The 13,141-nt window shown below is 65.1% G+C and carries 13 protein-coding genes and 1 pseudogene; 8 read left to right on the top strand and 6 right to left on the bottom strand.

All coding sequences use genetic code 11. The features are described from left to right. Window positions 1-11 precede the first annotated feature (11 nt). From JL37_RS19320 to JL37_RS19290, 8 genes and pseudogenes are all read left to right on the top strand, one after another. The gene (locus tag JL37_RS19320) at window positions 12-1,166 is read left to right on the top strand and encodes an iron-containing alcohol dehydrogenase family protein (RefSeq protein ID WP_052097400.1); all 1,155 of its coding nucleotides are present in this window, start codon (window positions 12-14) and stop codon (window positions 1,164-1,166) included. After that, the gene (locus JL37_RS19315) at window positions 1,166-2,080 is read left to right on the top strand and encodes a carbohydrate ABC transporter permease (RefSeq protein WP_231570391.1); all 915 of its coding nucleotides are present in this window, start codon (window positions 1,166-1,168) and stop codon (window positions 2,078-2,080) included. Before JL37_RS19320 ends, JL37_RS19315 begins: the two co-directional genes overlap by 1 nt. Beyond that, window positions 2,073-2,906, top strand: a complete 834-nt coding sequence (locus JL37_RS19310) for a carbohydrate ABC transporter permease (protein WP_231570390.1) — start codon at window positions 2,073-2,075, stop codon at window positions 2,904-2,906. Before JL37_RS19315 ends, JL37_RS19310 begins: the two co-directional genes overlap by 8 nt. 16 nt (window positions 2,907-2,922) lie before the next feature. Continuing rightward, window positions 2,923-4,398: an aldehyde dehydrogenase gene (locus JL37_RS19305; protein WP_052097396.1), complete on the top strand. Its 1,476-nt coding sequence runs from the start codon at window positions 2,923-2,925 to the stop codon at window positions 4,396-4,398. A 103-nt stretch (window positions 4,399-4,501) separates the two neighbouring features. Next, window positions 4,502-4,879 (top strand): annotated as a pseudogene (locus tag JL37_RS31075) (ATP-binding cassette domain-containing protein); the annotation flags it as partial. 18 nt (window positions 4,880-4,897) lie between these two features. Beyond that, on the top strand, window positions 4,898-5,566 hold the full coding sequence (locus JL37_RS31070) for an ABC transporter ATP-binding protein (protein WP_369798622.1): 669 nt from the start codon (window positions 4,898-4,900) through the stop codon (window positions 5,564-5,566). Next, entirely contained in the window at window positions 5,563-6,897 is a 1,335-nt protein-coding gene (locus JL37_RS19295; protein WP_043546167.1) for an FAD-dependent oxidoreductase, read from the top strand. The genes JL37_RS31070 and JL37_RS19295 overlap by 4 nt, the downstream gene beginning before the upstream one ends. 83 nt (window positions 6,898-6,980) lie before the next feature. Then, window positions 6,981-7,769 carry a PhzF family phenazine biosynthesis protein gene (locus JL37_RS19290; protein WP_043546166.1) on the top strand — a complete coding sequence of 263 codons (789 nt, stop codon included), beginning with the start codon at window positions 6,981-6,983 and terminating at the stop codon, window positions 7,767-7,769. Between the two features lie 30 nt (window positions 7,770-7,799). On the opposite strand, the gene JL37_RS19285 is transcribed toward JL37_RS19290, so the two are convergent. The 6 genes from JL37_RS19285 to JL37_RS30910 form a co-directional block, all read right to left on the bottom strand. Next, the gene (locus JL37_RS19285) at window positions 7,800-9,029 is read right to left on the bottom strand and encodes an MFS transporter (RefSeq protein ID WP_231570388.1); all 1,230 of its coding nucleotides are present in this window, start codon (window positions 9,027-9,029) and stop codon (window positions 7,800-7,802) included. 18 nt (window positions 9,030-9,047) lie between these two features. Then, window positions 9,048-10,253: a M20 aminoacylase family protein gene (locus tag JL37_RS19280; protein WP_052097391.1), complete on the bottom strand. Its 1,206-nt coding sequence runs from the start codon at window positions 10,251-10,253 to the stop codon at window positions 9,048-9,050. 8 nt (window positions 10,254-10,261) lie between these two features. Then, a complete protein-coding gene (locus JL37_RS19275; protein WP_043546165.1) occupies window positions 10,262-10,756 on the bottom strand; it encodes a 6,7-dimethyl-8-ribityllumazine synthase in 495 nt (164 codons plus the stop codon). Between the two features lie 58 nt (window positions 10,757-10,814). After that, on the bottom strand, window positions 10,815-12,290 hold the full coding sequence (locus tag JL37_RS19270) for a sodium:solute symporter (RefSeq protein ID WP_043546164.1): 1,476 nt from the start codon (window positions 12,288-12,290) through the stop codon (window positions 10,815-10,817). Beyond that, window positions 12,287-12,499 (bottom strand): DUF3311 domain-containing protein, encoded by a 213-nt coding sequence (locus JL37_RS19265; protein ID WP_043546163.1) that lies wholly within the window; start codon window positions 12,497-12,499, stop codon window positions 12,287-12,289. The genes JL37_RS19270 and JL37_RS19265 overlap by 4 nt, the downstream gene beginning before the upstream one ends. A gap of 135 nt (window positions 12,500-12,634) precedes the next feature. Further along, window positions 12,635-13,141: aldehyde dehydrogenase family protein (locus JL37_RS30910; RefSeq protein ID WP_231570387.1), on the bottom strand; the 507-nt coding region annotated here is incomplete at its 5' end.

The following is a 13,141-nucleotide window of genomic DNA, read 5'->3' as shown; positions in this document are numbered from 1 at the left end:
GGAAGAACGACATGAAGAATTTTTCCACCGTATGGCCGCGCGACATGGTTTTCGGGCGCGGGGCGCTGAACCAGCTGGGTGCGCGCGCGAAGGCGATGAACGTGCGGCGCATGCTGATCGTCACCGATGCCGGGCTGGTCAAATGCGGCCTGGCCGAGAACGTCGCGCAGACGCTGGCCAAGGACGGAATCGAATCCCGCATCTTCGGCGAAGTACAGCCCAACCCTACGATGACCGAGGTGCGGCGGGGCGTCGCGCTGTGGCGCGCGGAATCCTTCGACGGTCTTCTCGCGTTGGGCGGCGGCAGCTCCATGGACGCGGCCAAGGCCATCGCGACCACGCTGCTTTCAGGCAAGGAGATTGTGGACCAGGTCAACAACGGGGTGGACCACCTGCCCGGCGAACCCGTTCCGTTCTTTGCCGTTCCGACAACGTCCGGCACGGGTAGCGAGGCGACCTCCGCGGCGATGGTGAAGGACGACGATGGCCGCAAGTACCTGATCCGCAGCCTGCGCTGCCGGCCCGTCCTGTCGGTGCTGGATCCCGAGATCACGGCAAGCGTGCCGGCCCGCATGACCGCGGCAACCGGCATGGACGCGTTGATCCACGCGATGGGCGCCTACACGAACAGCAGCCAGCATCCCATTGCCGACGTCCTGGCGCTGGAGGCGATCCGCCTGGTGATGGAGAACCTGCCCCGCGCCGTGCAGCGCGGCGACGATCTCGAAGCCCGGGAGAACATGATGCTGGCCAGCCATCTGGCGGGCATCGCCATTTCCTGCAAGGGCAACGACGCTGTGCACGGCCTGTCCACCCCGGTCGAGTCCCTGCTGGACGTGACGCACGGCGAAAGCCTGTCGGCCATATTGCCGCACGTGGTGGCGTTCAACATCGAAGCCCGGCCGGACCTCTACGCCACGATAGGGCGCGCGATAGGCGCGGCGGACAAGGACGCCAGCGATCAGGCGGCCGCCCGCGCCCTGCTGGAGCGGGTGACGGCATTGCGCGATGAGATTGGTGTTTCGCGCGCGCTGGCGCCGCTGGGCGTGAAACCGGAGATGATCGAGCGTTTGTCGGAGCTTGCCGAGAACAGCCGATCCACGCTGATCAATTGCCGCAAGATGTCGCGCAGCGACATCCAGTCGATGTACCAGCGGATGCTCTGATGAACGCGCCCGCCATATCCATGTGGCGGCCGGGCCCCCGGCTGGCCCGGCACAGCCTGCCTTACCTGCTGATGGCTCCAGCGCTCATCCTGCTCACGGCCTTGACGCTGGTGCCGCTGCTGTACTCCATCTTCCTGAGCTTCTACGAGGCGCAGCTCGGGTTGGGGCTGGGCCGCTTCGTCGGCCTGGACAACTACGCGGCGGTCCTTCAGGAGGCCCGATTCTGGACGTCGGCGTGGAACACCGTGATCTGGGTGGCGGGCTCGGTCGCGTCGCAGATCATCGTGGGAGTCGTGCTGGCGGTGATCCTGGACCGGCTGGTCATCGGGCGAAACTTCTTCCGCGCGGCGCTGTTCCTGCCGTGGGTGATGCCGGTGGCCGTGATCGCCTATCTGTGGCGCTGGATCCTCAATCCGCAGTCCGGCATCGTGAACGTCACGCTCAGGAACCTGGGATTCGATTGGGGGGCGACGCTGCCCTGGCTGTCGGAGCCGGATACCGCCATGGCCAGCGCACTGCTGATCAACCTCTGGCGGGGCGTGCCGTTCGTGCTGATCATGGTAGTGGCTGCCTTGCAAGGCATTCCCAAGGACGAGTACGAGGCGGCGCGCATTTCGGGCGCGGGCGCGCTCCGGGAGTTCTGGTACGTCACGCTGCCCAACCTGAAGCTGATCATCGCGACGCTGGTGCTTCTGCGCACCATGCAGATCGCGAACAACTTCTCGCTGATGTGGCTGCTGACCGGAGGCGCGCCCGCGGACTCGACGGAAATCCTACCGATCCTGGTCTACCTGAAGGCCTTCGGCGCGCACCAGTTCGGGCAGGCATCCGCGCTGGCGGTGTTGCTGCTGATCGTCCTGATGGCGGTCGCCGTGCTGTACGCGCGGGCGTTGAAGGAGCGCAATCATGCTTAGGAAACCTACCCCCGGCATGCTCTTCGCCTACGCCACCGTGATCGCGACCACGTTCGCGGTGCTGTTCCCGATCGTATGGATGGTGCTGACGGCCATTAAGCCCACCGCCGAAATCTACTCTCCGGAAGCGTCGTGGATACCCGCCACGATCGATTGGTCGCATCTGCGCTCCGCGTGGCTGGAGAAGAACTTCAGCGTCTACTTTCTCAATAGCCTCATCGTGTCCACGGCCACGGCGGTTTTCAGCACGGCCGTGGCCATACTGGGAGGCTACGCCCTGTCGCGCTTCGAGTTCAGGGGAAAGCGGGTGCTGGGCGCTTTCGTGCTGGTGATCTACCTGGTGCCCGTCATTCTGCTTGCCTTGCCGTTCTACCTGCTGCTCAGCAAGCTCAATCTACTGGACACGCGGACGGGGCTGATGCTGGCCGTATCCACCTACGCGGTGCCGTTCTCGGTATGGGTGCTCAAGGGGTATTTCGCCCAAGTTCCGCCCGAGATCGAAGAGGCCGCCATCGTGGACGGCGCAAGCCGGATCGGCGCCTTGTGGCGCGTGGTCCTGCCGGTTGCGCTGCCAGGCATCGTGGCGACGTTCCTCTTCTGTTTCATTTTGGCCTGGGACGACTACCTGTTCGGCTTGATCATCATCAACTCCGACAGCATGCGCACGCTGCCCCTGGCGGTTGGATTGCTGGCGGCCGATTACTCGGTCACCGACGGCCAGATGATGGCCATGGGCACCATCACGACGGTTCCCATCATTTTCCTGTACCTGTTCTTTCAACGCTATTTCATCAGCGGCCTGACCTCTGGATCGGTCAAGGGCTAGCCAATAGGAGACAAAAATGGATCAGGCATTGCCGAAAACCCTGCGCGACGCGCCGTATCCCCTGCTGATCGGCGGAGAGGAGGTGCCGGCGGCATCGGGAGCGACCTTCGCCAGCATCAATCCCGACAACGGGGAAATCCTGGCGCACGTGGCGCAGGCGGGGGCCGCCGACGTCGATCGGGCGGTGCTGGCCGCGCGCAAGGCCTTCGAGGGGCCATGGGGGAAAATGACGCCCAAGGAGCGCAGCAAGGCGCTGCTGAGGCTGGCGGCCGTGCTGAACGACAAGGCCGAAATGCTGGCGCAGATCGAAATGCTGGACGTGGGCAAGCCCATCAAGCAATCGCGCGCGTCCATGGTCGGCCTGGCGCCCACGCTGGAGTATTACGCCGGCGTGCTGCTGGGAATGGGAGGGGAAACGATCAACGTCTCCGATCCGACCATCATGGATTTCACGCTGCGCGAACCGTTGGGCGTATGCGGGCTGATCGTGCCTTGGAACTACCCGGTCAGCCTGGCGGTGCTGAAGCTGGCGCCCGCCCTGGCGGCGGGTAACACCGTGGTCATCAAGCCCTCCGAGGTGACGCCGCTGTCCACGACGGAGCTCGGCCTGGCGGTTGTGGAGGCGGGCATTCCGCCGGGCGTCGTCAACATCGTCCACGGAACCGGGGAGGAAGCGGGCGATGCATTGGCGCGCCATCCCGGCGTTGCCAAGATTTCGTTTACCGGCGGCACGGTGACAGGCCGGAAGATATTCCGGGCGGCAGCTGACTCCATCAAGCGGCTGACGCTGGAACTGGGAGGCAAGTCGCCGCTGATCGTCTTCGCCGACAGCGACATCGATGCCGCCGTCACGACCGCCTACAACGACATGACCCGCAATACCGGCCAGGTGTGCGCCGCCTGCACACGCCTGGTCGTCGAGCGGTCCGTCCACGATGAATTCATCGAGAAGCTGGCGCAGCGCGTGGCCAAGGTGAGGATAGGCAGGCCCGATGACGAAACCACGGAAATGGGGCCGATCGTCAACGCCACGCAGATCAAGCGCATCCAGGCCTATCTGCAGGTGGCGGGGGAGGAGGGCGTCCGGACCGTGCGCGGCGTCGACCTGGCAAGCCGGCCCGAACTGGGCAAGGGCTACTACATGGATCCCGTTCTGTTCCTGGATGCGAACAACGAGATGCGCGTGGCCCGCGAGGAAATCTTCGGGCCGGTGCAGACCGTGATCGCCTTCGATACCGAGGACGACGCGGTGCGCATCGCCAACGACTCTCCGTTCGGCCTGGCCGCTGCCGTCTTCACGCGCGATGCGGCCCGTTCCATGCGCATGGTGCGCAGGATCCAGGCGGGCACGGTATGCGTCAACCATGGCGCCAAGGCCGCCGTCGATGCGCCTTTCGGCGGCTACAAGGAAAGCGGCATCGGGAAGGAACGTGGAATGTTGGCAATGTTGGACGACACGCAGGTGAAAAATGTCCGTTATGCACTTGTCTAAGCCCAGCTCGCGGATCGAGCTGGACGGGATTGCGAAGCGCTTTGGCGACAATTCCGTCTTGCACGATCTGAACCTGTCCATCGAACCCGGCGAGTTCGTCGTGCTGCTGGGGCCTTCGGGTTGCGGAAAAAGCACCTTGCTGCGCCTCATCGCAGGCCTGGAGGAGCCCAGTGCCGGACGCATACGCATCGGCCCTCGCGACGTGACGGATTTTCCGCCGCGCCGCAGAGACGTCGCCATGGTGTTCCAGAGCTACGCGCTCTATGCGCACCTGAGCGTTGCCGACAACATCAGTTTTCCGCTCAGAATGCGGGACTTGCCCTGGTACTACGAAGTACCGGTGCTCAGCGGGATGATGCCGGCCGCCCGGGAACGGAAGCGGTCGCACAGGGAGCAGGCGGTCAAGGCGGCCGAGGCCGTGGGCATGCAGCACCTTCTGCATCGCAAGCCGCGCGAACTTTCGGGCGGGCAGCGGCAACGCGTGGCGCTGGCGCGCGCCATGATCCACGATCCGTCGGTGTTCCTGATGGACGAGCCGCTATCCAACCTCGATGCGCAGCTGCGCTCTCATACCAGGGCCGAGATCATCCGCCTGCACCAGCGCTTGAAACGCACCTTTATCTACGTCACGCACGATCAGGTCGAAGCCATGACCATGGGAACCCGGGTGATCGTCATGAACCAGGGGCGGATCCAGCAGGACGGCACGCCCGACGACCTCTACGATGCGCCCGCCAATGCATTCGTCGCCGGTTTCGTGGGCAGCCCCGCCATCAATCTGATCCCGGCGCAACCCGCGGCGGAAGGGTTTGCCATCAATGGCCACGTGCTCCCGGGATCGGTCCAGTATCGCGCCGCCATGGGCGCCGCCCAGCTGCCGCGCAGCCTCACGCTCGGCATTCGGCCCGAGTATCTCCGGATCGGTGACCAAGGGATGCCCGCGCAGATCGAACTGGTGGAACGGCTGGGAACCGAACAGGTAGTGACGCTGCAGGCCCATGGCGCGCCTTTGCGCGTCAAGCTCGATAGCGAGGTGCGTTACCGGGCTGGGGACCGCGTGAATGTGAGCCTGGATTGGAGCCGTGTGCATCTTTTCGATACCGAAGGCGGCGGCCGTATCGAAACCTGTCGCGGCCAGACGCGATCATTGAAGGAGAAATTCGCATGAGCGCAAAGACTGTAAGGGAACCTGCCCGCGATATTCCCGTGCTGGCCGAGCCCGATGTGCTGGTGGCGGGAGGCGGGGTTGCGGGCATTGCAGCAGCGGCCGCGGCCGCGCGCGCGGGGGCGAAGGTGCTGTTGCTCGAGCGTTGGGGATTCCTGGGCGGAACGGTGTCGGCGGTTACGCTGGGAGGCTTCTGCGGCATCTGGGCGGTAAGGCCGGATGAGCTCATTCCGGTCGTCGACGGCCTGTTCGGCCAATTGGTGGACCGGTTGCGCAAGCGCGACGCGGTGACCGGGCCGCGCCGCTGGTCCCAGGCCGCGTCGCTGCCATACGATCCGACCAGCGTGCGGCTGGTGGCGGACGAAATGATGGCGGCCTACGGGGTGGAAGTGCTGTTCCACACCTGGGTGGCCGACGTCGCGGTGGAGGACGGCAGGGTCGGCACCGTATACGTGGAGAACAAGGGCGGCCGGTTCGCCGTGCGTCCGCGCATGGTGATCGACTGCACGGGAGACGGCGACATCGCGGCGCGCGCGGGAGCCCCGTTCGAATTGGGCTCGGGCGGGATCACGCAGTTCGGATCCAGCATGTTCCGCATGGCGCCCGTCGACGTGGAGACATTCTGCAAGCTTAGCCGGGACGACGTCAGCGCGCGCATGGGCGAGATCGTCGCGGGCGGGACGCCGCTGCCCCGCACCATGGTCGCGCTCTACCCGAATCCGATCGAGGGAGTGGTGCACCTGAACGCGACGCGCGTCGCGCGCGAGGATGGAGAGCCATTCGACCTGACCGATCCGGTGCAGCTTTCCGAGGCGGAAAGGGAAGGACGCCGCCAGGCTTACCTGTACGAATCCGTGCTGCGCGAGCACATGCCGGGGTTCTCCCGCGCGCGCATCGTCGATATCGGCGCGCAGATCGGCATCCGGGAAACGAGGCTGGTCAAGGGGGACCACGTCCTGACGGCGGAGGAGGTCCTGGGCGGCGCAAAACCCGACGACGGGATCGCGTGCAACGCATGGCCGGTCGAGGTCCACGCGCAAGGGCTGAAAACGGTATGGAAATTCCTGGAGCCGGGCGAATATTGCCGGATACCTTATGGTTGCCTGACGCCGCTGGCGTTGCGCAATGTCCTGGTGGCGGGGCGCTGTGCTTCGTCCACGCATGAAGCGCAGGCATCGATCCGCGTTTCCGCGCCATCCATGGGCATGGGCGAGGCGGCCGGAATCGCCGCCGCCATGGCGCTGGAGGCGAATTGCGATAGCCGGGCGATCCAGGTCGGGACGCTGCAAGAGGCGTTGCGGCGGGAGGGCGCGATTCTGGAACCTAAGGGCTGAGCCGGCCGGCGCGGCGGCCCCGGATATAGCAAAATGGCGTCTGGCGCCGCGCGCGCGATTCTTCTTTTCTGCCAGGACCCGCCATGCCCCAGTTCGATCTCTATCAGGTTGATGCCTTTACCGCCGCGCCATTCGGCGGCAACCCCGCCGCCGTGGTGCCGCTGGACGCCTGGCTGCCAGATGAGACGCTGCAGCGGATCGCCGAGGAGAACAACCTTTCCGAAACCGCCTACTTCGTTCGCAAGGGCGATGTCCACGAGCTGCGCTGGTTCACGCCCGCAGTCGAGGTCGATCTTTGCGGGCATGCGACGCTGGCTTCGGCCTACGTCCTGTTCGAGCAGTTGGGGGCGCGGGAGGAGGTGCTGCGGTTTGCCACGCGCAGCGGCGAACTGCGGGTGAGCCGGGCGGGCGACCGGCTGGCGATGGACTTCCCGGCCAAGCGGCCCGAGGCCATGGATATCCCGCCGGGGCTGCTGCGGGCGCTGGGCTTGCCGGATGCCCGGGCGCTGTACCGCACGGACGACTACCTGCTGGTGATTGACGACGAATCGCTGATCGACGGGCTGAAGCCGGATTTCGCGGCGCTCGCGGCGTTCGATACGCGCGGCGTGGCGGTGACCGCGCCGGCGTCCAGCTTCGATTTCGTATCGCGCTGGTTCGGGCCGCGGGTCGGCGTGAATGAGGACCCGGTGACGGGTTCCGCGCATACGTCGCTGGCTCCGTACTGGGCGGAGCGCCTGGGCAAGCGCGCTTTGAGCGCGCAGCAGGGCGGGGCGCGCAAGGGGCAGCTTCAATGCGAGGTGCTGGACAACGGCCGGGTGGTCATCAGCGGGCAGGCCGCGCTGTACATGCGCGGCACGATCCATCTTTGATGCCCGCGGCCACGCCGGCCCCGGAGGCGGTCAATCGCGGATGGTCCGGGCGGTCAGCACGTAGCCGAGCAGGCCGATAACGGGGCCGGGCACCAGGACCCAGGCGGCATCCAGGCCGATCTTCTCCAGGACGGACGTGGTCAGCGCGATTGAGACCACGGTAATCGCGAAGCCGATCGAATTCTGGATGGCCAGGGCGGATCCGACGATTTCGGGCGGGCAGTTGCGTGCGGACAGGGCCGAGAATTGCGGCGAGTCCGCAACCACTGAGGCCCCCCAGAGGACCAGGAGCGCCATCATGGCCGTGGCGGGCAGGACATGCCAGGAAAGCGCGAATATGGCGCCGGAGAGGCCCGAGAGGCAGAGCGCCCCGAGGGCGACCGGCGCGCTTCCATGGCGCCGCGAGACCAGCCCGCCCAGGATGCAGCCTAGCGCGCCGACGGCAATGATCGCGAACGAAATCCCCGGAATGCCCGTGAATGGCAGGAAAGAGGCGAGGTCCGTGCGGGCCACCAGGACGGGAACAACGGTCCAGAATGCGTACAGCTCCCACATATGGCCAAAGTATCCCCAGGCCGAGGCGCGGAATTTCCTGACCTTGAAGGCGGACAGCACATTCAGCCTGGCGGGCGCTGCGGCGCTGTCCGCCGCAGCGCGCGGGCGCCTGGCGGGCAGGAATGGGCCATCTCCCAGCTTGAGGATCATCAGGCCTCCCGCCACTGCCAGCGCCGAGGACGCGAGCACGACGGATTGCCATGGCAGGCCGGCGCCAAGTTCGCGCAGGAGATGAGGCAGGGCGGTGCCGAGGGTAAGCATGGCGACGAGCTGGGCCAGCGCCATGCCCGTGCGCGCGGGCTCCCAGCTCACGATCAGCTTCATGCCGAGCGGATAAATTCCGGCAAGCGAAAGACCCACGAGAAATCGATAGGCCATCGCGTCGCCGAGGCCATGGGCGGCGAGCGCGAAGAGTCCGTTGAAGACCGCGCCGAGCGCCGTGCTCAAAGCAAACACCCGGCTCGCGGGGTAGCGGTCGGCAAGGCCGAATATGGCCAGGATCAGCGTTCCTGCGATGAAGCCGGCCTGGACGGCGCTCGTCAGCCACCCGATGTCCGACGCGGTGATGTTCCACGAGATGGCCAGGTCAGGCGCGGCGCTGTTCGCGCTGAACCACAGCGACGTGCCCAGCAGCTGCGCGACCGCGATCACGGCCGACGGGCGTAGCCAGCGGTTCGTTTCCATGCTGGGGGAAGTGGCTTTCATGCGGTTTTCCATCCGGATTCACCCGATCGCCTGACCGCCCCGCGCCTGCCGGAAGTAGGCGTGCGCGAGATCGACCCAGTACCGGACGCCATGCGGAATGGCCGTATCGTTGAAGTCGTAATTGGGATGATGAAGATTATGCGATTTCCCGCCCGGCGAACCATTTCCGATAAGAATATATGCGCCGGGCTTCTCCTGGAGCATGAAGCCGAAGTCTTCCGAGGTCATGTTCGGCGGCGTGTCCACGTCCACTTTGTCAGCCCCGAAGGCATCCTGCAGGACCTGCGCGCAAAGCCGTGTTTCGGCTGTGGAGTTCACGGTTGCCGGATAGAACTGGAAGAATTCCACGGAGATGCTGGCGTCCTGGGCCAGTGCCAGGCCGTTGCGGATATTGCTCATGCCGCGCTGCAGCAGCTCCAGGACCCCGGTGGAGAGGGTGCGCGCCGTGCCGCGTATTTCCACGCTTTCGGGTATGACGTTATCGGTGTGTCCGGCGTTGAGCATGCATACGGAGATCACGGCGGGGTCTATGGGGTTCTTGTGCCGCGCGGCCAGGGTTTGCAGTTCCAGGACGAGCGTGCAGGCCAGGGGAATTGGATCCCGTCCCAGATGCGGCTGCGCGGCGTGCGCTCCCTTGCCCTGGACCACGATCCGGAAGCGCACGCCGGCGGCCATGATCGGCCCCGGGCGGATCCCCGCGCTTCCGACAGGCAGCGCGGGCCAGTTGTGCATGCCGAAAACCGCATCCGCGGGAAAGCGAGTGAACAGCCCTTCGTCGATCATCCGCTTGGCGCCCGCGCCGCCTTCTTCGCCGGGCTGGAACACGAAATGCACGGTTCCGGGCAGCTGGGGCTGGAGCTTCAGGGCCCTGGCGGCCCCCAGCAGCATGACGATGTGGCCGTCGTGGCCGCAGGCGTGCATGCGGCCCTGGTGCCGCGAGGCATGCTCGAAATCGTTGGCTTCCTGGATCGGCAGCGCGTCCATGTCCGCCCGCAGCATGATGGCCCGGCCCGGGTCCTTGCCGGGCAGCGTGGCCACCAGGCCGGTCTCGGCGATGCCCTGCTCGACGGCATAGCCGTAGCTTTCCAGGGCCTGGGCGATGGTGCCGGAAGTGAAATGCTCTTCGAAGCGCAGTTCAGGCCTGGAATGAAGCCGCTTGCGCAGCCCGCAGAGGCGCTCGATCGGATCTTGGGAGACGCCGGCGGCGCAGGTATCTGTGTCCATGGCGTGCCTCAGGCGGCTTGATCGAGGTCTTGTGGGGGGAGGTCGAGCTCGAACCTGTTCAGCGCGTCGAGCATGCCCTCGCAGGCATCCGCGCCCTCTCTGCCCTTGTGCTTCAGGTGATCGGAGAAGAATTTCTCGTGGTCCCCATGTGAATGAAAGTGATGGGGAGTCAGCGACATCGAGAACACCGGAACGTTTGTTTCCAGCTGCACGCGCATCAGGCCGTCGACGACGGCTTGCGCGACGAACTCGTGCCGGTAGATGCCCCCGTCGACGACCAGGGCGGCGCCCACGATCGCGTCGTATCGCCCGGAAAGCGCGGCGCGCTTGGCCAGCAGGGGGATTTCGAAGGCGCCGGGCACGTCGTAGGTGTCGATGCGATTCAACGCCCAGCCGTAGTGGGCCATCCTGTCGTAGAAGGCCAGCCTGGAGTGGGCCAGCAAGGCGGAGTGCCAGCTGGACTGAATGTAGGCGATGCGCCTGGTCTGTGTCTTGTTCCGCATAAACGTACGTTTGCGGCGCCGTTCGCGATGAACGGCGCCGCAGGCTCGGGGTCAGGGGTTAGGAAGCATTGGTGGAAAGCCGGCCCGGGGCGGAGAGGCCGCGTGTGGCGATCGAAACGACGGTCAGGACGGCCAGGTTGAAGAGCAGCGCGATCATGCCGACGTTCAAGTCCTTCAAGGCGGTCGGCAGGAACGGGAACATGCCCGCGACGGTCTGCTTCGTCAGGGAGACATAGGCCACCGTGGAGACGCCCACAATGATGCCGGCGAAGGCGGCGGGCTTCGAGACGGGGTTCGATTTGAACAGGCTGGCCAGGAACACCGGGAACAGCTGCGTCACGAATGCGTATGCCATGAGCAGAAGCGCCACGATCGTGTCCCCTCCGCCCAGCGTGAACCAGACGGCCACCGCCATGATGACGGGGGCCAGCCATTTGGCGACGCGGGCGATGTGCGCGTCTTCCACGCCTGGCCGCAGGGGGCGGTAGACGTTGTTCGCGATCAGCGTGGCGGAAGTCATCAGGATCATGGAACCTGGGACCAGCGCGGTGAGGATGCCCGCAGCGCCGATGACGCCGACGAACCAGGGGTCGAACGTCTGCAAGGAGATCTTGAAAAGCGCCAGGTCGATATCGCCGCCTTTCAAGCCGGGGACCTGCAAAATCGCGGAGAAGCCGACGAACAGGATGAACAGCAGCATGAGCTGGTAGATCGGCAGGATGAACGCGTTCTTGCGAAGAACGCCGTCTCCCTTCGCCGTGTACACCGCCATGAACATATGGGGCCACATATAGAAGCCGAGGGTCGACAGCACCACGGTCGACACCATCCACGTCGGGCTTTGGCCAACGTCGCGCAGCGCCAGGAAGCCGGGCTTCGCCGCCTCGATGGCGGTGAACATGTTCTCGATCCCGCCGTAGTAGTGGTACGGCAGATACAGGCCGAGGAAGACCGCCACGAACATCACCAGGGCGTCCTTGATCACCGAAGTCCAGGCCGATCCATGAACGCCCGACAGCGCGACATAGGCGGCGACGACGATCGCGCCGATGATGACGCCCTGGTTCGAGGAGATGGCGGAGTAGGAGGAAATGCTGACGATGATGCCCAGGCCCTTGAGCTGCAATACCAGGTAGGGGATCAGCGCGATGAAGCCGACGATCGCCACCAGCACGCCGAGCGCGCTGCTCTTGTATTTGGAGGCGAAGAAGTCGGGTTGCGACAGCAGCCGGCGCTCTTTCGCATACCGCCACACCGGAGGCAGGATGAAGTAGGAAAGAATGAAGGGCAGGCTGCCGTACCCGAGCAGGTAGTAGGCGCCGGCGCCGTTGCCGTAGGCGAATCCGCTGCCGCCCAGGAAGACGAACGTTGTGTAGATTTCTCCTGCCATCAGCAGGAAGACGATCGCCGCGCCGAATCCGCGACCCCCGACCGTCCACTGTTCCAGGCTCATGTCCTTGCCGCGCCTTGCCCGGATCCCGAGAAAGAGCGCGACGCCGACCGCCAAGGCAATAAAGATCAGTGCGCTGTTCATTTTGCGTGGCCGTCCCGTTGAGTGGATTGTGCCTTCTGGTCAGAGAAATAGATGATCGCCATCACAATGGATGTGAGGACGAGGGACAGCGCCAGCCAGGACAGCAGAAACGGCATCCCGAGCAGGAAAGGGGTGACGCGATTCAGAAAGAACGGCCCTACTAGGACCATCAGGACTGGCGCTAGCGCCAGGGTGTGAACGGCTCGCATGGATGGATCTCCGGTTTTTCCCTTGTGATTGGACGTGAGTCGACCTCAAGACGATGGTTCATCGCCTCGATAATCTCTGCACGCGGTTGTTACGGTGAGCGTGGCCGACGCTCACCGCCTATCGTCGATGGAGGCTTATGCCCAATCCATCAAATGGGAGACGCTCTTGACGTGCGTGTAGCACTCAAGGCCTTCTGTGCCGCCTTCGCGGCCGTACCCGCTTTCCTTGACGCCGCCGAACGGCGTTTCGGACACCGCGGATACCAGGTGATTGATCGCCAGGTTGCCCACTTCGAGCTCATCGCCCAGCTTGTAGGCATTGGCCGCGGATGTGGTGAAGGCGTAGCCGGCCAGCCCGTACGGCAAGGCGTTCGACCGCGCGATGGCCTCGTCGATATCGGCCACGCGCACGATGAGGACCAACGGGCCGAACGGTTCTTCGTTCATGGCTCGGGCATCGCCGGGAACGTCGGCAAGCACTGTAAAGGGGTAGACGCATCCCGCGCCCGAAGGCGGGTTCCCGCCGCAGACCAGCCGCGCGCCGCGTTCGAGCGCATCTTTCGTCAGCGCGTCGATGGCGTCGAAGCGGCGGCGGTTCACCACGGGTCCGATATCGTATGCCGCCTTCTGCTTGAAAAACAC

The organism is Achromobacter sp. RTa, assembly GCF_000757485.1.
Taxonomy (GTDB): domain Bacteria; phylum Pseudomonadota; class Gammaproteobacteria; order Burkholderiales; family Burkholderiaceae_B; genus Achromobacter.
This window is presented reverse-complemented; position numbering and strand designations above follow the sequence as displayed.